The 21405-nt window shown below is 37.6% G+C and carries 19 protein-coding genes and 1 pseudogene; 2 read left to right on the top strand and 18 right to left on the bottom strand.

From position 1 onward, the window contains the following. The first annotated feature begins 129 nt into the window (after positions 1 to 129). Both ACLV7W_RS05420 and ACLV7W_RS05415 read left to right on the top strand, forming a co-directional pair. Positions 130 to 1038 carry an ATP-binding cassette domain-containing protein gene (locus tag ACLV7W_RS05420; protein WP_411865576.1) on the top strand — a complete coding sequence of 303 codons (909 nt, stop codon included), beginning with the start codon at positions 130 to 132 and terminating at the stop codon, positions 1036 to 1038. Between the two features lie 10 nt (positions 1039 to 1048). Continuing rightward, the gene (locus ACLV7W_RS05415; RefSeq protein WP_084949855.1) at positions 1049 to 1801 is read left to right on the top strand and encodes an ABC transporter permease; all 753 of its coding nucleotides are present in this window, start codon (positions 1049 to 1051) and stop codon (positions 1799 to 1801) included. Between the two features lie 39 nt (positions 1802 to 1840). On the opposite strand, the gene ACLV7W_RS05410 is transcribed toward ACLV7W_RS05415, so the two are convergent. The 18 genes and pseudogenes from ACLV7W_RS05410 to ACLV7W_RS05325 all read right to left on the bottom strand — a co-directional run bounded on the left by ACLV7W_RS05410 (position 1841) and on the right by ACLV7W_RS05325 (position 21396). After that, positions 1841 to 2719 (bottom strand): sensor histidine kinase, encoded by an 879-nt coding sequence (locus ACLV7W_RS05410; protein ID WP_411865575.1) that lies wholly within the window; start codon positions 2717 to 2719, stop codon positions 1841 to 1843. Beyond that, a complete protein-coding gene (locus ACLV7W_RS05405; protein WP_411865574.1) occupies positions 2716 to 3417 on the bottom strand; it encodes a response regulator transcription factor in 702 nt (233 codons plus the stop codon). The genes ACLV7W_RS05410 and ACLV7W_RS05405 overlap by 4 nt, the downstream gene beginning before the upstream one ends. 192 nt (positions 3418 to 3609) lie before the next feature. After that, positions 3610 to 4485, bottom strand: coding sequence for an N-carbamoylputrescine amidase (gene aguB, locus ACLV7W_RS05400; protein WP_411865573.1), 876 nt, complete (start codon positions 4483 to 4485; stop codon positions 3610 to 3612). 9 nt (positions 4486 to 4494) lie between these two features. Further along, complete coding sequence (gene aguA, locus ACLV7W_RS05395; RefSeq protein WP_411865572.1) at positions 4495 to 5580, bottom strand: agmatine deiminase; 1086 nt, start codon at positions 5578 to 5580, stop codon at positions 4495 to 4497. Then, on the bottom strand, positions 5577 to 6704 hold the full coding sequence (nspC, locus tag ACLV7W_RS05390) for a carboxynorspermidine decarboxylase (RefSeq protein ID WP_411865571.1): 1128 nt from the start codon (positions 6702 to 6704) through the stop codon (positions 5577 to 5579). The genes aguA and nspC overlap by 4 nt, the downstream gene beginning before the upstream one ends. Further along, a complete protein-coding gene (locus ACLV7W_RS05385; protein WP_411865570.1) occupies positions 6704 to 7963 on the bottom strand; it encodes a saccharopine dehydrogenase family protein in 1260 nt (419 codons plus the stop codon). Before ACLV7W_RS05385 ends, nspC begins: the two co-directional genes overlap by 1 nt. Then, positions 7960 to 8820, bottom strand: a complete 861-nt coding sequence (speE, locus tag ACLV7W_RS05380; protein ID WP_138035065.1) for a polyamine aminopropyltransferase — start codon at positions 8818 to 8820, stop codon at positions 7960 to 7962. Before speE ends, ACLV7W_RS05385 begins: the two co-directional genes overlap by 4 nt. Next, entirely contained in the window at positions 8821 to 10281 is a 1461-nt protein-coding gene (locus ACLV7W_RS05375) for an aminotransferase class I/II-fold pyridoxal phosphate-dependent enzyme (RefSeq protein WP_411865569.1), read from the bottom strand. It abuts the gene before it with no gap. A 554-nt stretch (positions 10282 to 10835) separates the two neighbouring features. Further along, the gene (locus ACLV7W_RS05370; RefSeq protein ID WP_261126164.1) at positions 10836 to 11147 is read right to left on the bottom strand and encodes a hypothetical protein; all 312 of its coding nucleotides are present in this window, start codon (positions 11145 to 11147) and stop codon (positions 10836 to 10838) included. 139 nt (positions 11148 to 11286) lie between these two features. Beyond that, positions 11287 to 13080: a KAP family P-loop NTPase fold protein gene (locus ACLV7W_RS05365; RefSeq protein ID WP_261010913.1), complete on the bottom strand. Its 1794-nt coding sequence runs from the start codon at positions 13078 to 13080 to the stop codon at positions 11287 to 11289. A 303-nt stretch (positions 13081 to 13383) separates the two neighbouring features. Further along, entirely contained in the window at positions 13384 to 14256 is an 873-nt protein-coding gene (locus ACLV7W_RS05360; RefSeq protein WP_153209557.1) for a DUF4300 family protein, read from the bottom strand. 85 nt (positions 14257 to 14341) lie between these two features. Beyond that, entirely contained in the window at positions 14342 to 16081 is a 1740-nt protein-coding gene (locus ACLV7W_RS05355; protein ID WP_261126165.1) for a glycoside hydrolase family 13 protein, read from the bottom strand. Between the two features lie 176 nt (positions 16082 to 16257). Beyond that, positions 16258 to 16749, bottom strand: a complete 492-nt coding sequence (locus ACLV7W_RS05350) for a phosphoribosylanthranilate isomerase (protein WP_261095979.1) — start codon at positions 16747 to 16749, stop codon at positions 16258 to 16260. Positions 16750 to 16812: 63 nt separating this feature from the next. Next, positions 16813 to 17694, bottom strand: coding sequence for a diacylglycerol/lipid kinase family protein (locus ACLV7W_RS05345; protein WP_411865568.1), 882 nt, complete (start codon positions 17692 to 17694; stop codon positions 16813 to 16815). Between the two features lie 81 nt (positions 17695 to 17775). Continuing rightward, entirely contained in the window at positions 17776 to 18660 is an 885-nt protein-coding gene (locus ACLV7W_RS05340) for an ADP-ribosylglycohydrolase family protein (RefSeq protein ID WP_411865567.1), read from the bottom strand. An 11-nt stretch (positions 18661 to 18671) separates the two neighbouring features. Next, positions 18672 to 19478, bottom strand: a complete 807-nt coding sequence (locus ACLV7W_RS05335) for an alpha/beta hydrolase (RefSeq protein WP_411865566.1) — start codon at positions 19476 to 19478, stop codon at positions 18672 to 18674. A 203-nt stretch (positions 19479 to 19681) separates the two neighbouring features. After that, complete coding sequence (locus ACLV7W_RS05330; RefSeq protein WP_411865565.1) at positions 19682 to 20299, bottom strand: RpiB/LacA/LacB family sugar-phosphate isomerase; 618 nt, start codon at positions 20297 to 20299, stop codon at positions 19682 to 19684. A gap of 360 nt (positions 20300 to 20659) precedes the next feature. Further along, positions 20660 to 21396: pseudogene (locus tag ACLV7W_RS05325) on the bottom strand (CPBP family intramembrane glutamic endopeptidase). Positions 21397 to 21405 lie beyond the last annotated feature (9 nt).

Genomic DNA, 21405 nt, shown 5'->3' with positions numbered 1-21405 from the left:
GTTCGTGTCAACTGGGTTTTGATATTTAAGAATTCCTAAAACTTTAGAAACTCTTTAGAAATCCTTGAGCTTTCTTTGATTTCTATGCTTTATACTAAAGTTATCAAAATAAATCAAAAGGAGAGAATCATGAAAACAGTACTCGACATTCATGGATTGTCCAAAAACTTTGACAAACAAGCTATTCTTCAGGATCTTCATCTAACGATAAGAGAGGGAGATATTTATGGACTTATAGGAAAGAACGGAGCTGGGAAAACCACCTTGATAAAAATCATTACGCAACTTCTGTTTGCGGATAAAGGGACTGTTTCCCTCTTCTCTAGTCAATCGGAAAATGAGTGGACCAAGGCTCTATCTCGAGTAGGTTCTGTTATCGAATCACCTGTAGCTCATAATCACTTAACAGCCTATCAAAACCTGAAATATTACTGTATGATTCGTCATATTCCAAATGCTGATCAAGTCATTCGAGAAACGCTGGACTATGTAGGTTTGCCAGATACAGATAAAAAAGTCTTTCGTGATTTCTCGCTAGGAATGAAACAAAGACTTGGTATCGCCATTGCCCTTCTATCTAAACCAGACTTCCTGATATTAGATGAACCTATCAACGGTCTCGACCCAATAGGTATCAAAGAGTTTCGTCTGATGATTCAACGGCTCAATAAAGAAAAAGGAATCACCATTCTCATCTCTAGCCATATCTTGTCAGAACTCTATCTCGTAGCAAATCGCTTTGGTATTTTAGATCAAGGCAAGATTATCCGTGAAATCAGCAAAGCTGAATTTGAAACACTAAGTGAGGATTATATTGTGCTTAGAACAGCTGACAAAGAGAAAACTTGCCAAGTATTGAAAGAACAAATCCAGCTCCAGTTCAAGGTTGTTAATCCAGAAAATGAAATCCATATCTTTGGTCAGGAACAAGATGTCAAACAGATTCTTAAGGAATTAACCTTGGCAGATATTGCCATTGACGAGATTTACTATGCCCGTCAAAACCTAGAAGAATACTTCACTCAATTGGTCGAATAGGAGGAAAATCATGATACATACCATTCAAGCAGACTTTTACCGTCTTTTCCGTTCCAAAGGATTCTGGATTACAGAGTTCATTCTCTTTGTACTCATGTTAATGGGGGCTGTTTTTGGGGCTACTGGCCATCTAATGGCAATCCAGACAGAAGAGCCAGACATTCCAACCCATGGTTGGGACGGTGTACAAGCCCTGATCAACGCATCTAGTCAAGGTTCAAACCTCGTTTTTCTCTGCATCGTCCTAGCCTGCCTCGTTCTTGGAGTTGATTTAATCGGCAAACTCTATAAAAATAATTTAACAGTGGGTGTCTCTCGTACCGAGTTTTTCCTTGCCAAAGCCTTTGTATTGACTTGTATTGCACTCTTGCAAGTTATCATCAGCCTTGTGATTGCCTTTATTCCAGCAACGATCTTAAATGGATTTGGCACTATGCCTGATGGCTTTATTGGCAATCTACTGATAACCATTTCCCTTCAATTCCTTTGCCTCCTTGCTTGGCTTTCCATTGTTTCCTTCATCCTCTATGTTAGTCATTCTTATCTTGCAGTATTTATTGGATATTTGGTCAGCTCTATCTTACTTTCTATGCCAATGCTCATCTTCCCAAGTATCAAAATTTTGCCATATTTATCATTGCAGTTTTTCTATGCTATGACTGCTAATAGTGAGTCAATTCTCTACACACTTATAGTTACCTTAGCTGTTATTGTAATCTTTAATCTAAGTGGACTGGCAGTTTTCAAAAAGAAAAGTCTATAAAAAATGACCTCCTCTAGCCTACAGAGGAGGTTTATTTCGTTAAAAGTAAATAAAAACCGATAACCACTGCCCATCTGTGCTTAGTTTCATATCTGCACCGAGAAGATGACATAATTCCTCAGTGATATAAAGGCCTAAACCAGAGGATTCTTCCGTGTCTGATAGATTTTCAGAATAAAAACGGTTGCTGAGATTTTCTATTTTTTTGATGGGCTGTTTGACAAGGTTTGCAATCTCTAAGACAAGCTGTTCCTTTTCCTTTCTCAAAGATAGACGTGCTTCTTCCTTGCCATGTTTGAGGACATTTCCAAGCAGATTTTGTAAAATTCGATCCAGTAAGTCTTCATCAGTCCTCATTTTCAAACCAGCTTCAACCTTAAAATCAAGCGTGATATTTGCCGCCTGAAAAACATCATAATAAGCTAGAGTCTTCTTGGTAATAAAAGCTGAAAAATCCACTTCTTCCAGTTTCGGTTTGACAGCTCCTTCCATCAAACGACGATATTCTAGAAGAGCCTCCAAACGTTTAGAAACTAAATCAAGATGCTGGGCTATTTTTTGTAAGGTTTCTGATTTATCTTCAGGAGATTTTATCAATTGTTGGGTGTAGCCTGAAGCGATAGTCAGAGGTGTCCGAATATCATGGGCGATATTGCTGATGGCCATATCCAGAGTCTGCTTTTCCCTTTTCATAACCAACCGAGACTGTTCTACTTCCTGAAATAGATTCTCAATCTGCTGGTAGAGATGTAAAAAATGTTTGGAAAAAATGCTGACTCCGACTCTTTTCATACTACCTGTGAGAATCTTGTCTTCAATCTGTTGACTCAAGTTTTTAAGTGCTAGATGATAGCGAATCAATGCAATCGATAAAATAATTAGGAGTACTAGTAGGACAAAAATTATCATGTAGGTCATTGCTTGTCTCCTTTTAATCTTACCCCAACTCCCCAGATGGTTTCAATATATTCTTGATTTGGGTCAAGCTGGTTTAATTTTTTACGAAGATTACTCAAATGCGTATTGAGGGTATTATCTCCAGGTAGGTAGCTCTCCTCCCAGACCAATTCATAAAGTTCTTCCTTGGTGAAAATTTTCTTTGGATATTTAAGGAGAGTTTGGAGAATCAAGCATTCTTTCTTGGCAAGGCGAATCGTTTCCTGACTATTTTTGATTTCAAAACTTTCGGCATCAAACTGGATATTTTTCAAGTTTTGTGGCAGATTTTCAGTGTTTCCTATTTCCATAGGCTGTTTTTCTGCACTTTGGCGTAATTGAACAGTAACTCTGGCAAAGACTTCGTCCAAATCAAAAGGTTTGACTATGTAATCATTTGCACCGTCTAAGAGGTATTGACTGATTAATTTCTTATCGCTCAAAGCTGTTAGCATAATGACTGGAGTTTGACTTTGTTCCCTGATGGCTTTTAAAATCTGATCCCCATTTTTCCCAGGAAGCATGATATCTAGCAAAACGAGGTCAATCCCACCTTGGTCAAAAAGCATGATTCCTTCTGTACCAGAAAAGGCCTGAATCACCTCATGCTCCTCAGTAAGAAGTGTTCGCAAAATCTCTTGAATGTCACTATTGTCTTCAATAACCAATATCCTAGCCATAAATACCAACCTTTCTGCAACTATTATAGCATGTTTTATTGATAAAGCTTAAACAGAAAAGCTCCTCGCATAAAAGCGCGAGAAAGCCTTAGAGAGTTAAAATATAAAATCCACTTGCTAGATGACCTAGTATCTTATAGTTGCTAATAAGAAGTTAGTCTAGCAGAATGAATCTCTCTCATTTCTCCCCTACTAGTCCGTAATTCGTTGATACATTTCGGGTCTTCTATCTCGAAACAAGCCCCAGTTTAGGCGTTCACTTGCTCCCTTGTCTAGGTCATAAGTAGCTAACAGAACAGCTTCAGCTTGTCTTTCAGCTTGCTCTAGAATAGCTCCTGTTTCATCCGTCATAAAGGATGAACCGTAGAAGTCAAGACTGGAACTCTGTCCACCATTTTCCTCACTTGGAGTGACTTCCTCTAATCCATAACGATTGGCTGCAATAACTGGAACAATATTTGCTGCTGCGTGTCCTTGCATGGTACGTTGCCAATGACCACAACTATCTGTAACCAAAATCGGCTCTGAACCGATGGCTGTAGGATAAAAGAGCAATTCAGCACCATTTAACGCAAGACAGCGCGCTGTTTCAGGGAACCATTGATCCCAACAGATACCGATCCCAATCTTGGCATAGCGAGTATCCCAGACCTTGAAACCTGTGTTACCGGGTGTGAAATAAAACTTTTCTTGATAATAATGATCATCTGGTATGTGGGTCTTTCGGTAAACGCCCAGCACTTCCCCATCTGCATCAATAACGGCAATAGAGTTATACAAGACATTGCCATCTTTTTCATAGAAACTGATCGGTAAAACAACTTGTAGTTCCTTAGCAATCACCTTAAAATGCTGAATGGCAGTATTTTCTGTCACCGACTGGGCATGCTGGTAGTAGTCATACTGACGTTCCTGACAGAAATAGGGACGTTCAAACAACTCGGGTAAGAGAATGATTTGTGCACCTTGTTCTGCAGCCTGACGTACTAAGCGCTCCGCTGTTTGAATATTTGTTGCCACATCCTGAGCACATTGCATCTGAATGGCTGCAACTCTTACATTTCTCATCTTTTTCTCCTATTCTGGGATTTGTTGGGTGATACAGTGGATATTGCCACCACCTAATAGAATATCTCTGGCTGGAATTCCGATAACTTTACGGTCTGGGAAACACTTACTGAGGATATCTAAGGCTACTTGGTCGTTTTTATCTTGAAACTGGGGAACCAGGACTGCCTTGTTAGCAATATAGAAATTGACATAGGAAGCAGCGAGCCTTTCACCTGCGTATCGCTCTTCTTCTCCTTCTTCATAGATGTAGCCTGGCAAATCCTCTTCAGTTATAACTTGATGAAGAGCTGGAATTGGAAGTTTATGAATGGTGAAGTGTCGACCTTTTGCATCTGTTTCCTTTTCTAAAAGCGCTAAATCAGCTTCTGACATGGCATATTGAGGATCGCTTTCGTCGTCCGTCCAAGCCAAGACAAGTTCTGCAGGACCAACAAAGGCTGCAACATTGTCAACGTGTTCATTGGTTTCATCCTGATAAATACCATAAGGAAGCCAAATAACTTTTTCAGCTCCAAGGCTGTCTAATAAGGTATTTTCGATTTCCTCTTTAGTCAGATGAGGATTGCGACCGGGACTAAGCAAGCAACTTTCAGTCACAAGAATGGTTCCTTGGCCATCGCTATGTATCGCTCCGCCTTCTAGGACAAAAGGTTTAGCATCATAAACAGGCATTTCCAAGGCCTCGGCAAAATGACTGGCTACTTGGTCATCATATTCATAGTCTTGGTAGAGACCATCTACAGCACCACCCCAAGCATTGAAAGACCAATCCACGGCTAATTTCTGGCCTTCATCATTGACAAGAATAGTCGGACCCGTATCACGCGCCCAGGCATCATTGGTAGGAATATATAGATAAACAACCTTGTCTCCAAGATAAGATTGGGCTTCAGATAGATAATCTTGCTCTACCAAAAGATAGACTCTTTCCCCTTCTGCTATGGTATTAATAATCTGGCTAAATGCTGCTTTAGCAGCTTTTCCTTGAAAAGGCCATGAACCTGGTCGAGTCGGCCATATCATGAGGGTACCATGATGGGGTTCGTACTCTGCTGGCATGCGATAGCCTAATTTTTTGGGACTGTCCATCATGATAATCTCCCTTTAAAATCTTGATAGCCAAAGGATTTGACTAAGCTGCAGTCTCCCTGTTCGTCCATAAGATAGAGACTTGGCAATCCAATACCGTTGAAGGTATTATTTTTGACAAAAGAATAAATGGCCATGTCTTCGAAATAAAGTCTGTCTCCGATTTGGATTGGATTTTCAAAGCTATAATCACCAATCACATCTCCCGTCAGACAGGTATTAGAAGAAAGTCTATAGGTATGGGCTTTTTCCTGTTCCTCAAAGCCATTTCTCAAAGGTGGACGATAGGGCATCTCAAGTACGTCAGGCATATGGCAAGTCGCAGAGGCGTCTAAAACCAATATTTCCATGCCGTTTTCTACAATATCCAATACCTCAGTTGCTAAATAACCCGCATTGAGCGCAATGGCTTCACCCGGCTCGATATAGACCTCAAGATTGTAAGTTTCTTGGATACGCTTAATTTCAGAAACCAGTAAATCTACATCATAACCTTCTCTTGTGATGTGATGACCACCACCCATATTGAGCCATTTAACTTGATGTAAGTAGGGACCAAACTGTTCTTCTACAGCTTTCAAAGTTGTCTGTAAATCATCTGCTCCTTGCTCGCAAAGGGTATGAAAATGAAGACCGTCTACCAATTCCAGCAAATCACTCGGAATCTTGTCTAGAGTAACTCCGAAACGGGATCCAGGGGCGCAAGGATCATAGAGAGCGTGATCTCCTTGAGTTGAACACTGAGGGTTAAGTCGCAAACCCACGCTTACACCAGCTTCACGACAACGAGCCCCATGTTTACGCAACTGTCTCTCTGAGTTAAAGACGATATGGTCTGTTATCTCCAGCAATTCCTCCAAGTCTGCATCCTTGAAAACAGGCGCAAATACATGGACTTCTCCTGGAAATTCTTCCCTTGCCAATTTGGCTTCATAAAGTCCACTAGCTGTCGTACCTGATAGATACTGGCTAATCAAGGGATAGGTTTTGTAGAGGGAATAAGCCTTCTGAGCAAGCAAAACCTTGCAACCAGCCTCTTCTTGTACATATTGTAAAATGCGACAATTGGCTTCTAACTTTGCTAAGTCAATGACGTAAGCTGGTGTTGGTACTTGTTCTAGCTTCATCAGTCCACCATTTGTGGATTTTCAACCACAACCCAAGGTAAACCATACTCATTCAAAGCTTCCATGAATGGATCTGGATCCAATTCTTCAAGGTTATACACTCCAGCTTGTTTCCAAGTACCGTTCATAACCAATTTTGTCCCAATCATAGCTGGAACACCTGTTGTGTAAGAAATAGCTTGTGAACCAACTTCTGCGTAACATTCTTGATGGTCGCAAACATTGTAGATGTAGATGGTCTTTTCAACACCGTCTTTGACACCTGTAAAGATACAGCCAATATTGGTTTTTCCGACTGTACGTGGGCCAAGGCTGGCAGGATCAGGAAGCAAGGCTTTTAAGAATTGAATCGGAACGATGTCTTGGCCGTTAAAGTTAATGGTATCCGTACGAAGGAGTCCAACATTTTCCAAGCATTTCATGTGGGTTAGATAAGATTGACCAAAAGTCATAAAGAAACGAATGCGTTTGACACCTGGAATGTTCTTGGCCAATGATTCGATTTCTTCATGGTGAAGGAGATACATGTCTTTTTGTCCAACCTGAGGGAAATCGTACTCACGCTTGATAGACATAGCTTCGACTTCGACCCATTTTCCATCTTCCCAGTAAGAACCTGGCGCAGAAACCTCGCGTAGATTGATTTCTGGGTTGAAGTTGGTCGCAAATGGATAACCGTGGTCACCACCATTACAGTCTAAAATGTCGATATAATGGATTTCATCAAAATAGTGTTTGAGGGCATAAGCTGAAAAGACACTGGTCACACCTGGGTCAAAACCAGAACCAAGAAGAGCAGTCAAGCCTGCTTCTTTGAATTTCTCCTGATAAGCCCACTGCCATGAGTAGTCAAAGTAGGCTGTAAAACCAAGTTCCTTGCAACGTTTCTCATAGATAGCACGCCACTCAGGATCTTCAGTATCCTCTGCCTCGTAGTTAGCTGTGTCGATATAGTGGACTCCAGTTGCCAAACAAGCATCCATGATGGTTAAATCTTGATAAGGCAGAGCTACGTTCAAAACAGCTTCTGGCTTGTAGCTTTCAATCAAGGCAATCACTTCTTCTACCTTGTCAGCATCAAGAGCAGTTGTCTCAATCTTAGTACTTGTTTTGCCTTCTAATTTAGCTTTCAAGTCATCACATTTTGACTTAGTACGGCTAGCAATCATAATCTCTGCAAATGTTTCGCTATCTTGGCAAATCTTTGAAATAGCAACTTGGGCAACGCCCCCACATCCGATAACTAGTAAACGACTCATTTTTTTCCTTCCTCTTCTTCTAAAATGTCCTCAACATATTTGGGCAACATAAAGGCTCCCACATGTAAGTTTGCAGTATAGTATTCTGTGAAAAGCTGACGTTTTTTCCAGCCTTCCTTGTCAAAATCTTTGACAGGGTGGTATTTTTTCGATGCAAATCCAAATAACCAATAGCCAGCAGGACTGGTTGGGATGTGGGCCTGATAGACCCGACTAATTGGAAAGGCTTGATTGACCTTGCGGTGCATGCTACGACAAGCAGACTCATCTTCGTCAAAGAAAGGACTACCATGCTGGTAAATCATGATGCCGTCTTCCTTCAGAGCCCGATAACTATTACCGTAAAATTCCTTGGTAAAGAGCCCTTCCGTATGTCCAAATGGATCTGTCGCATCGTTGATGATAATATCATAGTCATCTTCGCAGTTTCGCAAAAAGCGTAGCCCATTTTGATAGTAAATGGTGACACGAGGATCATCTAGCCCTGCAGCAAAGTCTGGAAAATACTCACGACAGACCTCAACCAACATCTCATCCGGTTCCACAATATCGATTTGTTCCAATTCTGGATAGAGTGTTAATACTTGGGCGACACCGCCATCACCACCCCCAATAACCAAGACTTTCTTGGGATTTGGGTGGACAGCCATGGGAACGTGAACCGTCATTTCGTTGTAGACAAAGTCATCCGCATCTGAAAACAAGACATGACCATTTAAAATCAGTATTTTACCAAAAGCTGGCGTATCCAAGACTTCGATATCCTGCCATTCACTTTTTCCAACGTAGAGTTGCTTGGCTGTTCTCAGGGACAATTTCACATCTGGAGTATGAACTTCAGAAAACCATAAATCCATCTAGTTCTCCTTTCTCTTAATGACATTGATATGATTGACCTCAGGATCTTCCGTCCCTTGGAGGGAACAACCACGTTCCTTGGCAAATTGGATATAGTCTACAATTTCACGTGTAATGCGTTCACCAGGAGCCAAGATAGGAATCCCTGGAGGATAGCACATGACAAATTCCCCACAGACCTGTCCAACCGACTCATCTAAGGTCAAACTTTTTCTCTCTGAATAGAAGGCTTCTTGTGGAGACAGCACTAACTCGGGCTGGATATATTCTCCAGCTATCAAGCCCTTCCCATCTCGTGAATAGAGTCTCTTGATATCAGCCAAAGCACCGACCAAGCGCTCGATGTCTTGGATACGGTCACCGATTGAAATATAGGCCAAGATATTACCAATATCACCAAACTCGATCTGAATGTCGTATTCGTCTCGTAGGAGGTCATAAACCTCGATACCTGTTAAGCCAATACCCTGAGTATAAACTGACAACTTGGTCACGTCAAAATCGCAAACGGACACTCCGTCTATTAATTCTTTTGAATAGGCATAGTAGCCACCGATAGCATTGATTTCACGGCGAGCATACTCAGATAGTTCAATGACCTTTTCAAACGACTCTTTACCACGAAGGGCCAAGTTGCGACGTGAAATATCCAAACTAGCCATCAGCAAATAAGAGGCGGATGTAGACTGGGTAAGATTGATAATCTGGCGAACGTACTCAGGATTCATCTGCTCCCCGATTAAAAGAAGGGAACTTTGTGTCAAACTCCCACCAGACTTATGCATGGAAACTGCTGCCATATCAGCACCTGCATCCATAGCAGAAATTGGAAGTTTATCAGTAAAATGTAAGTGTGCTCCGTGGGCTTCATCTACTAAAACCATCATACCAGCTTCATGAGCCATTTCTGTCAACCCCTTTAGGTCTGAACAGATTCCGTAGTAAGTAGGATTGTTAATCAAAATGGCCTTGGCATCTGGATGGTCCTTTATGGCCTGGGCTACTCGGTCATTTTCAAGACCTAAAGCGATACCAATCTTAGGATCTACACTCATCTCGATATAGATGGGAATGGCACCACATAGAACCAGCGCATTGATAGCAGATTTATGGACATTTCGTGGCAGAATAATCTTATCTCCAGCCTTGCAGGTTGACAGAATCATAGTCTGCACCGATGAAGTTGTTCCTCCAATCATGAGAAAGGCATGGCTAGCTCCAAAAGCATCTGCAGCCAGCTCCTCTGCATCTCGAATAATCGAAATGGGGTGACCAAGATTATCCAAGGGTTTCATCGAATTAACATCAATGCCTACACATTTTTCACCTAGCAGTTCGACCAGTTCTGGATTTCCCCGTCCACGCTTGTGACCTGGAACATCAAAGGGAACAATCCGTTTCTTGCGTAACTTCACCAAGGCCTCATAAATTGGGGCTTGGTTTTGATCTAACTCTTTCAAGACATACTCCTTTACCGTATTTTTAGCTCCTCAAAATGATGAGGGCCATCAAAGGTTGACTCATGAAAAAAGAGCAGGTTTTCACCTGCTCTGCAATCTTCTGACGTTTTTATGTTTGTTTCTGTTGAGTATGTCTGTTCCCGATGTTTCCAAACTCTCTAGTAGCAAATATTACGTACTTTATTGATCGTTTCACAAGATGACGTGTGCTTTCACCACACTAAAAATTTATGAATTAGGACAAGTGTCCTAACATCAACTTATAAAAGTAGGCTTTTAACCCTATCAATAATGTGGTTTTTCAACCACGCTTCGGCATTCAACCCTGCCTGTCCGTAGGCATTTTTTACTCGGGTTTATATTTGCTAGAAAACATCATCTCATTTTCTAAGCTTTATTACTATATCATACTTCCAACACTCTGTAAAGTACTTTTTTGAAAAAATATCTATTTTTGTTCGGAAATATATTATTTTATATAGATTTTTATAAACTGTATAATGTGAAAGCGAATATAAAAAGAACTAGAAGGCTCTAGTTCTCAGATTTTGTATTTAACGAATACTATGCTTATTCATCTTTTGTTCAAAGATAGTCGTGATAATCTGACGTAATTCTTCGCGTTCTTTTTCTGGAATCTCACCACTTGTTTGAGCTGCAGCGTAGAGTTCAGGGTGTTCAATTGAAATGCGTTTAATCGTACGTGTCGTAGCATGCTTTCTGACGAAAAATGGGATTCGCTTAATCAATTCTTGTGGTACTAGAGCAAGAATTTTTTTAGCAGTTTCCTTGTCACTAATCTTAGAAGTAGTTAGCCCATTCTTAATCATTTCCTGTTCTTTTTCTGTAAAATCTTTTAATTCCATCTGATTAATCCTCCTATTTACTCTAAGTTAAATTATATACCAATCAAGATAAAACTACAAAGCATAAACCTTTGGAAATCTTCACGCTGATAAGATTTTAGCATTTAATCAACTAATAAAAGTGAAATACACTAAAAAGTTAAATATAATTTTTTACATTTTCCAAGAGCTTAAAAAAATCATTTATAAAAGTTTTTTCAAATTCGTCATACTTTTGAGGATTCTCTCGTAACATTTTAGCTTTAAAATGTTTATAAGTACTTCTATTTATCTTTCCTACTAGTTTCTTATCAACATAAATTTGTATACCATCATTATTTATATTTCCATAAGTATCACCCGATATATAAATAGAATTTGATTTATTATTTTGAGAGTAGATATTTAAGCCTTGCCCTTTTCCTTGTGTTAACCTAACAACATTATATTCATTAGCTATTTTTATAAAATCTAATGAAATTGACATTTCGCGTTCTTCCTTATTCTCTTTTCCAAAATACTCTGGTTTTGAAAGGTCGAAATGATTAGTATTAACTAGTGTATTAAATAATTTACGGATAACGAATTGAACATCTTCATTAGGTGAATGATTTTGAGTTGATGTTTTATTTATATCTATGTCTAAGTTTCCGGTTGAAATCGTATTTGAAGAACTCATTTTTTTCATCAAATTTTCGAACTCTTCAACTTCTAATTTATCAACATTATATTTAAGCAATAATTTCAAAGTATTAAAAAATTTTCTGAAAGATTCTAATTCCTTTTGATTTTTAAAACTAAAGATACCATAACGAAATACGAGAGAATTATAATCAGCATCATCAGGTATTTCAAATGAATTTTCAAGTAAATCAATAAGAAAATATTTGGTTTCTTCAGAATCTTCTGGACTATTGTTATACGAAGTTAATAAATAGTCATAAGCTTCATTAAAGCGTAATTGAAAACATACTGTAGCTATGATTAGTAATTTATCATCATTTTCTAACTCATTATTTGGATTTATAATATGCATCAAGAGACTAACAGAATTGAATAATCTGTTGACACTGCGAGGATTATTTCCTATTGAATCTCTAATTAATTGTGTTATATTCTTTGTAACATCATTATCAAAATGAAAATTAATTTTTTCTAAAGAGACATTAACAAAGTTCTCCATATGATAATTTGCAACCGGCACAGTAAAAGGTACTTGAATTATTTTCTCAAAAAAAGCTTTTCCTTTTTCGTTGTCCAAATCATCACCATACTTACTTTTTGTTCCTCTTAAAACAACATTATAATCAATAGCTAAAACAAAGACACAATTTCTGCAATCTAAGAAAAGTTTTAAAATTTCTAGGAATTCAATCGCTTTTTGAGGGAATAATCTGTCAAGATCATCTATGAAAATTACTATCTTTTCATAATTATTTTCTTTGATAGACTCATCAATCATACTTTGTAGATTTTGTTTTAGATTTTTTAGGTTATTCGATTTCTCTTCATTGCTTATAAATTTTAGAAGTTGATTATTAATTTTTTCAATATTTAAGAGACCAAAATCTAGTTTAAGATATTCCATACTTTTTGTAATAACTGCTAAAGATTTTTTTAAGTTTTCTATTTTATTTACATCAGTTACTTCTAATTCATCAATTAAATCTGTAATTAACGTGACTGCTAAATTCTTATCCATATCAAATTGTGAATATTGCCAAGTATTAAAAAAGATTGTTTTAATTTTTCCTTTTGAATTACTGGAAGCTTTTTCCTTAAGTTTTTCCTCAACCTGATACATAATACTGGTTTTTCCAGTTCCCCAATCACCTTGAATAGCTAGTGTTAAAGGAGTCTCACATCCTGAAATAAAATTTGATAATCCAAGAATATATTCGTCAATCTTAAATTCGTCTTTTACTGTTGGAACATCTGAAAATGAATTGTACATGTATTTTCCTTTCAAAATATTTTATTTAGAGTATAATAAATTTAAAATAACATTCAATTTATTTTTTGTTAATGAAACTAAATTTTAAAGTTCTAAAAAGCAATGATTGTTAGAGATATGTTACAAAATATCTAATCTTCCTCCTCAGTCACTTCCCATACTTCTGATTGATTGCCTTCCCCATCAATATCGTATCTTTGGATATAACCAATAAATGTTTCATTTTTTCGTGGTTCCTGGCTATTAATTATTAACTCATCAAAAATATAAATGTCCTAGGATTACTGTCATATCTTACCACTATTAAAGCTTAACCCACTTATCATTATCCATGATGAAAGGCTTAGCTAGTCCGTCACCTGTATAATCCGCATACTTGGTGCCTAAATACTTGTAGCAATCTTCCTTGCTGGCAAATTTAATAGCTTGGTAGGGCTCTTCGAAAGTCAATTTCTCTACAAATAAGAAGCCGTCATCAGCCGGCACTAAAACACCAACGTGGCCTACAAACAGATACTCACCATCCAGATTGTCGTGCAAAACTACAGATAGCATTCGAGCTTTTTCATTAAATTGAAATTGGGAGAAGAATTTTTCCATCTTTTCAGCGTGAACTTTGACATCTGTAGTCGCTTCAGTTGGAACTCTAGAAAATAGAATATCAAATTCTTCCTTATCTTGTGAATCAAAGACCTTCCCCTTATCAATCGCATTGTTATCTAGGAAAAGCAATTGGTCATTCTTTTCAAGTTTTGGAATTGTGACTGAATTTTTCAAAAGACAATAACTATTGATACGACAGTTTGTACCAACGAAATCGCCTTTCTTTTGATTCCAAAGGTTGCTAATTTTCTCAACATCGTATTCGGTGTGAGTAAAGGAAGTGAAATCTCCTGATAGGCCTGTCGAGCCGACAATAGTATTATAATCATTTACAAGATTAAAAAAGGCATCAACACTATTTGAATCCAAGTGAGCTGATAAGAGAGATTTGACCTCTTCTGTACTTACCTGATTGTTTAGGTTGGTGTATGAAGCTTTCCATGGAACTTTCGCTGAACTGGTTTGCCTTTGATTCGTCCCTTCAAAAGTAGTATTTTGTTGTTGACAAGCAGTCAAGCCTAAAAACAAGACGGAACAGATTCCTAATGTGGCTAATTTTCTTGATTTCTTCATCTTCTTCTCCTTTTACAGGTTTAGTAATTAGCCTTATTATACTATATAAATTGAACTTAAAATCATAATCTTCATCCACTACTTTTTAGAAAATCACAAATCCATTTGGAGAAATCACAAGCTGATTCTCTAGTTCTTGGCAATTGCTTGCTAGTGCTACTGCTTCCTTTTCTAAAAGATAATCTTCTTTGGACTGGTTAAAAATGGCTTTGATGACTTGGTTATCGTAATTCCATTTCAAGGTTAGTACATCAGCTTTGATTTCTTGAAGGCTATACTTGCCGTGCTGAATGATTGCTGACGCATGTTTGCGAATCTTGATTAGATTCTTGATAAAGTTCAGCATATCATTATCACTTGATACGCGTTCCCAAGGCATACAACGACGACAATCTGGGTCTGGTCCTCCGGTCAAGGCTAGCTCGGTTCCGTAATAAATGCACGGTGTTCCCTTTTGTAAAAAGAAAAAGGCTAGGGCTGATTTGACCAGTTGAGCGTCTTCATTGGCCGGCCACAAGATTCGTTCTGTATCATGCGAATCCAAGAGATTAAACATAACTTCTGAAATCTGCTGCTTGTAATACATAGATTGGCCATTGATTTCATTGATGAACTGATCCGTCTTCTTAACACCACGCAAAAAATACTCCTTGATGCTATCAGATAAAGGATAATTCATGACCGCATGGAACTCATCTCCATTTAGCCAAGGCTGAGACGTATGCCAGACTTCTCCTAGGATATAAAGATTAGGCTTTTTAGCTAAAACTGCCTTACGAAAATCCTTCCAGAACTGATGGTCAATCTCATTAGCCACATCCAAACGCCAAGCATCAATATCAAACTCTTCAATCCAATAAGTCGCAACCTTTAAAAGATAATCCTTGACCTCTGGATTGGCTGTATTTAGCTTAGGCATATAGTCCTCGAAACCAAAAGCATGATAGGGTAAGTCTCTCTTATTAGATAGCTTTTCAGTCGTCACTGGGAATTGTTGTATATGGAACCAATCTTTGTAAGCAGACTCCTCACCATTTTTGACAACATCTTGCCATTGAGGCGATTGCGAACCAATATGGTTAAATACCGCATCCAGCATGATTTTCATACCACGCTGATGAGCTTGCTTGACCAGCTCCCGAAAGGTCTCCTTGTCTCCAAAATGACGGTCAATTTCAAAGTAATCTGTCGTATTGTACTTATGATTGCTCGTAGATTCAAAGATAGGACAAAGATAAAGTCCAGTAATGCCCAAGTCTTGCAAATAATCCAGATGGTCTATAATCCCCTGTAAATCACCACCAAAGAAATCATCACTATTAGGTGTGATAGATGAATCCCAGTCTAAAGTCCCTTCTGGGTTTAATAAAGCATTTCCATTAGCAAATCTCTCAGGAAATATCTGATACCATACCGTATTTGAAACCCAGTCAGGAACCTGGCAGGCATCAATTTCATGAAGATAAGGCAACTTAAATCCGTTTCCAATGGCATGAAGATTTTCTAGAGAATTTTCCACACACCCTTTATCGCCATATAAAATACTTTGACCTTCTGTATCCTTGAGTTCAAAGAGATACTGGATACGTGCAAAGTCAACGGACACTTCAACCTGCCAATAATCAAATAAGGCATCAGAAGTTATTTTGGACATTTCTTTTGTATCCTGATAAAACTCCTCCATAAAGATAAAAGGGTCACCATAATGCAAGTTGATACTTTCAATATCCCCTTTCTTAGTTCGAATCCGAATATGAAGTTTCTTATTCTTATAAAGATAGGCATACTCCGACTCAGGTCTATGGTAAATGGCTGTTAATTCCACTGTATTTGTCTCCTGATTTACTTGGTTGCATTTACGACACAAACGTTTTCATAATTGTGATTCTAGTATACTACTTTCGTATTTTATTTTCAAGGCTTGTCCGTAGATTCTAGTGGTTTGGTTCTATAAATAAAAAAGCAGCCAGTCTTACAACTTACTACTTTTCATATGATAATTTACAAATGTCTTTCCAGCCACTCAATTTTTTTAAAATCCTTATTGTTATTGTGCTCATTTCGATAAGAATCTTGGGAAGAAGCCTTATAAATACTTAAAAACTGTTCTAGATTTGGAACGCGAAAAGTGATGTTTTCTAGATGAATCAACTCTATATCCGATTCCGAAACTCCTGCAAAATCAGGTAAAGAATCGATACTTCCGAATTCAACACTCAGACCATCTTTTTTGAATTCATGCTCATGAATATCTATTAAGGCATAGCCTAAGTGTTTCATCACTTTCATTATCTTGTCCCACTCATAAATTCTGAGATGATCAGGTGCTTCCCAACCTCTAGGATCACCAGGCACATGAATGTCAATGTCAGACGGCCTCCATTCTTCATTTGAACGGTATTCAAAACCCAAGGACCCCATGAGAGTCGGTGTGATTCCGATTTGGTTTAAATGAGAACAAATTGTTCGAAATTCATCAAATAGAGAATTCATTCCTCCTCCAATCGTTGATATAGAACTTAATTTCGTTGTGAATAATAAACTAATTTTTACCTTCTACTCTTTCGGTTTTGAAAATACTTCTACTCGCTGAGCTAGGACTTTGATTTCTACAGGTAGGTTATCCGATTTATCTCCATCAACATCTGACTCCAATTCACTATCTGAAGAGATCTTAATAGTACGCGCTCTGATATACTCAATATTATCATTGCCGACAACATCTCCTTTTAGTAAATCAGGAATAACGGATAATTTAGAGAATATAGAAGCATCTTTTAGAATCAAAATGTTGGCATAGCCGTCCTTGTTTTCTTCAAAGATTTTCTTATCTGCGAAGTAATTTGTCAAGAGAACCAACACATGGCTAGCTTCACCAACATAATTTCCATTTTCTGTCTCAACCTTAATATTAAAGACTTGATCCGTCATGACAGACTTCATGGTATTTACAGCATAGGCTAAAATACCGAATTTTGTCTTGTCCTCGATTTCAACATTGTGAATCGCCTCAGGAAGTGAACCGATACTAAAGATATAGCCAAAATAATTGTCATTCGCTTTACCGATATCAATCTTATTGGTTAAGTTGAAATCCAGTTCATCAATTGCGCCATCGATGTCTTGATTGATTTCCAACAGTTTCGTAATGAGGTTACCCGTCCCACCAGGGATAATCCCTAACTTAGGAATGTAGTCTCTCTCAGCAATACCCGAAATGACTTCATTGACAGTCCCGTCTCCACCGAAAACAACCACTGCATCGTACTGCTCACTAGAAGCTTCCTCAGCAAAATGTGTGGCATCCAACGCTTTTTCGGTAATTTTGGTTTCTACGTGCTCAAAGTATTCTTTTGCTTTATTTTCCAGCTTATCTTTGTAATCCAAAGCCTTCTCGCCACCAGAGGTAGGGTTGATAATTACCATTGCTTTTTTCATTAATTTTCTCCTTAATCTTCGTTAGAAATCTTTATATTTCATTATATGAAACTAAATGTATCCCTATTATACAATGAAAACTCAGAAAAGAGAAATCTGACGTACTGGAGATTGATACGCTTTTATTCTATTTTCCCATCGTATAACTACATCCTTTAAGGGTTCATCCAAGTAAGAGTAGGTCTTATCCTTGATCCAATCAGGAATACCATAAGCTGCCTCTGCTATGCTGCGGGTTATTGCAGCAAGTGTATCACTATCGCCACCAAGTGAGATGGCATTCCTTATCGCATCTTCGAAGTCTCTACTCTCAAGAAAGGCAATAATGGCTTGAGGAACAGTATCCTGGCAAGTTTCGTTAAAACGATAATTAGGGCGGATTTCATCTAAAGTTTGAGATAGATTGTAGCCGTATGTCTTCTCTATATAATCCTTAATCCGTCTTTTACACTCTGTAGGATTGTCGTTAATTGGTTGCTCGTATTCTCTACAATAACCATCAAAGTAAAAACGACACAGAAAGATAGCATCAGCTGTAGCCATAGCACCTTTGACACCTTCTGGATGATTATGGGTTACCTCTGCAGAAATACTCGCAAGTCCTCTAGATGATGGCCACATTCCAGTTCTCGCATAAAAACCACAGTCCATGACCCAAGCACATGGAGAAACACGCATAGCCGAACCATTCCCAAAGCTATTATAAGGCTCACGGTTATCGCTCTTTAGCCATGCATTAAACCGAGCACCGTAATCAGCATTCGGATACAGTCTGCCATATTTCTTCATCGCGTCAATGAAGTCGTCTTTTTGTCCCCCGTTCATAATCGCTTCTGCAACAGCACAAGTCATAACCGTATCATCTGTAAAAAAGCAGTCCTTCCGAAATAAAGGAAAGTCCTTCGTTTTGATATTGTTCCATTCGTAAACAGAACCGACAACATCTCCAATAATTGCTCCGAGCATCAGATTCCTCCTTACATCATTTCAGTTTCATCACACATTTCCAATGGTTCACTCTTTAAAAATAGTGCCACCAAATCAATCCACTCTTGAGGCAGGTAAGCTGACAAATAGCCGTGATTATAGCCCTTTGCTTCATACAAAATTGTATTTGAATGTAGCTGATGAAATAATTTCGCTGATTCTTTCACACAGTTCAATTCTTTTTCACCATAGATATACAGAACCTGAGCCTTGCTAGCAGAAATCATATTTTTCAGCTTGTAATGCCCCATATAGGTTTTGTAAATGGTCACCAATGTTTTAACAGGCGTCCTTGGCAGATCCTCCAAATAATAAGCTTTTATTTCCTCTGGATAAGCCAGTTTAGGATAGAGTTTGTTCATCATGCTTAACTGAAGTTTGCAAGAGAATTTATTGAACATCAGTTTACCAAATAGAGACACTAGAAAGATGCTGATTTTAGCTAACCTTGGTTGAGGAATACAGTTGCTTCCGTCTATGATGACCTTCTCAGCAATTTCACTGTCTAAAGACAAAAGCTCCATGGCAATTTGACCACCAAGTGAAACACCACCGATTGCAAACAATTTCCCACCACAGTTTGCTTTGATATAGTCCAAGATTTCCAAGGCAGAATCTTCAGTAGAAACATAATCAAGTTGATATTCTTCGCCGTGACCATTCAAAGTAGGTAAAATAACACGGTATTCTTTTGACAAGATTCGTGCTTGACAAAGATAATTCCACCAAGAACTGCCACCACCATGTATCAGTAAAATAGGAGGCAAATTCTTATCACCAAATTCATGGAATTTCATGTTTAAACTCCTTACTGTAGGACTTTCACTAGCTAATTTTCCTTGTTCAATCAGCTCTTAAAAGCAGTACCAAACACTCGACATAAAACGAGTGAACACTATGTATGCCAAGTGAACATGTATGTGGGGACATGTCTATAAACCTTTTGACAATAGCATAAGGTTATCGTTAAAAGGTATTACCCCGACAAACTATGATTTACTCATTTCATTAAATCAGCTATTTCTTTCTTCCCATACGCCTTTACATTTTGAATTACATCCTGTTTCCTCTTAATTGATTCAAACAATGATATATCTAGTACATTTGCGAATTCTTCAAACTGAACCTGCCCGATTCTTCTTATTTCTTTAAGTTTCTCGGCATCTCTTACCTTTCTTTCTGCCTCACTCTTGGGGTATCCTTGCCCAAATGGCTCCGAGAAAAGAGCTTCTATGGTTCTTTCAAGATTTTCAGTACCTGACCATGTATAATCTTCACCTAATGGTAATGATATCGCATTTCCATTATTAATTTGAGCAAATAAATAAGCATCATTCGGTGTAGGTGCATATCCGCAAAGGACATCAGGCATACTATTACAAGCAAGCATCATTCCTTGTCCGGAAGAACAGCCCGTAACAACGAAATCAACTGTCCTACTTGCCAACAAGATACCTATAAGAATAGAAATTTCTATATACGAGTATTTTTCATTTTCTTCCATCGTACAGCCAAAATTTATAACCTCAGATTTCTTTGGAGCATACTTTAATACAGCATCATAGATTATTTGATTTTTGGTCGCTTGCGAACTTGCTTGAATAACTCCGATTCTCATTCTTCCCCCCTACAACTTCTAATTTAATTATTTCTTTTTCTTTGGTTTGGGTGCAGGTAATTCATCATATATTGAATTGAATAAGCCTTTATTTTCTACACTTTATTTATTCAATGGTTGCAACTTCTGACATCAAAACTACCGCCTCCACATATGATAATATTTTTCTTTTATACTAATAAACAAAAGGCAATGAAAATCATTTTAGAATGATACTGTGTAACGGAAAGATTTTCACCACTTCAAAAGAAACGACATTCATCACTCCACTTTAAATTATAATAGATAATTCTCTAACATAGATCATCTAATTAGCCAATCGTTACTTTCAATAATGGATATACTAATCTAAAGTTAAAATTACTTTTCCTTACTAATTCTATTACTCGCCAATATCGTATAAATCAAATAACCAATAAAAATGATAATAAAAATAACATTAATTTTTAACACAAAATAGAGATTTAACAAATTTGCGAACGCATGAAATAATAGACAGTACCCCACAGATTTCGTTTGACGATAAAGAAGCCCTAAAACAAAACTTAAAAATAATGTATATATAAAAAATAAAATAAAAGGAAATCCTTGATGGCTTTCTCCAACTATAAACCATAAAGGCAGATGCCATATTCCCCAAATTGATCCTACAATCAAATTAGATTGCCAATAAGTATATTTTTTATCAAGTAATGGCTGTAATATTCCTCTCCATCCTAATTCTTCATGTCCACCACCAAAAAAATTAGTTGTATAAAGAATAATGGCATCAGATAAATTGATACTCCATTTAATTCTAAGGAAGATACAGAAAATAGTATCAAAATTGCTAACAAATGAATAATGAAATAAATACTACCATTTTCTTTCTTACTAAATACAAAATGTTTAAATTTTATATTATTACTTTTCAAATAAAAGCCACTTGCAATAGCTGGACCAAGTGCACCTACTATATGTAACATTCTCCCTATAAATGTTTCTAATCCCAAAATATGAGATTGAGTAAATATGGCAAGAAGCACCCAAGCTATATAAGTAATTCCAAATGTACAATAAAGATAATTTTTTAAATTCTTTTTGTCAATTTCTGTCATTTTATCTTC

Origin of the sequence: Streptococcus mitis, assembly GCF_965111735.1 — a bacterium.
In the GTDB taxonomy this organism is placed as follows: Bacteria; Bacillota; Bacilli; order Lactobacillales; family Streptococcaceae; genus Streptococcus; species Streptococcus mitis_DR.
Note: the sequence above shows the minus strand (reverse complement) of the source record. Positions and strands in the feature narration are given on the sequence as shown.

Coding starts and splice junctions, on each gene's coding strand:
- ACLV7W_RS05415 (WP_084949855.1), top strand. CDS start 1,049: ATGATACATACCATTCAAGCAGACTTTTACCGTCTTTTCCGTTCCAAA.
- ACLV7W_RS05340 (WP_411865567.1), bottom strand. CDS start 18,660: ATGCTCGGAGCAATTATTGGAGATGTTGTCGGTTCTGTTTACGAATGG.
- ACLV7W_RS05370 (WP_261126164.1), bottom strand. CDS start 11,147: ATGGAATTAAAAGATTTTACAGAAAAAGAACAGGAAATGATTAAGAAT.
- ACLV7W_RS05330 (WP_411865565.1), bottom strand. CDS start 20,299: ATGAGAATCGGAGTTATTCAAGCAAGTTCGCAAGCGACCAAAAATCAA.
- ACLV7W_RS05420 (WP_411865576.1), top strand. CDS start 130: ATGAAAACAGTACTCGACATTCATGGATTGTCCAAAAACTTTGACAAA.
- ACLV7W_RS05385 (WP_411865570.1), bottom strand. CDS start 7,963: ATGAGTCGTTTACTAGTTATCGGATGTGGGGGCGTTGCCCAAGTTGCT.
- aguA (WP_411865572.1), bottom strand. CDS start 5,580: ATGATGGACAGTCCCAAAAAATTAGGCTATCGCATGCCAGCAGAGTAC.
- speE (WP_138035065.1), bottom strand. CDS start 8,820: ATGGATTTATGGTTTTCTGAAGTTCATACTCCAGATGTGAAATTGTCC.
- ACLV7W_RS05345 (WP_411865568.1), bottom strand. CDS start 17,694: ATGAAAAAAGCAATGGTAATTATCAACCCTACCTCTGGTGGCGAGAAG.
- ACLV7W_RS05410 (WP_411865575.1), bottom strand. CDS start 2,719: ATGACCTACATGATAATTTTTGTCCTACTAGTACTCCTAATTATTTTA.
- ACLV7W_RS05365 (WP_261010913.1), bottom strand. CDS start 13,080: ATGTACAATTCATTTTCAGATGTTCCAACAGTAAAAGACGAATTTAAG.
- ACLV7W_RS05405 (WP_411865574.1), bottom strand. CDS start 3,417: ATGGCTAGGATATTGGTTATTGAAGACAATAGTGACATTCAAGAGATT.
- ACLV7W_RS05360 (WP_153209557.1), bottom strand. CDS start 14,256: ATGAAGAAATCAAGAAAATTAGCCACATTAGGAATCTGTTCCGTCTTG.
- aguB (WP_411865573.1), bottom strand. CDS start 4,485: ATGAGAAATGTAAGAGTTGCAGCCATTCAGATGCAATGTGCTCAGGAT.
- ACLV7W_RS05335 (WP_411865566.1), bottom strand. CDS start 19,478: ATGAAATTCCATGAATTTGGTGATAAGAATTTGCCTCCTATTTTACTG.
- ACLV7W_RS05350 (WP_261095979.1), bottom strand. CDS start 16,749: ATGAATTCTCTATTTGATGAATTTCGAACAATTTGTTCTCATTTAAAC.
- nspC (WP_411865571.1), bottom strand. CDS start 6,704: ATGAAGCTAGAACAAGTACCAACACCAGCTTACGTCATTGACTTAGCA.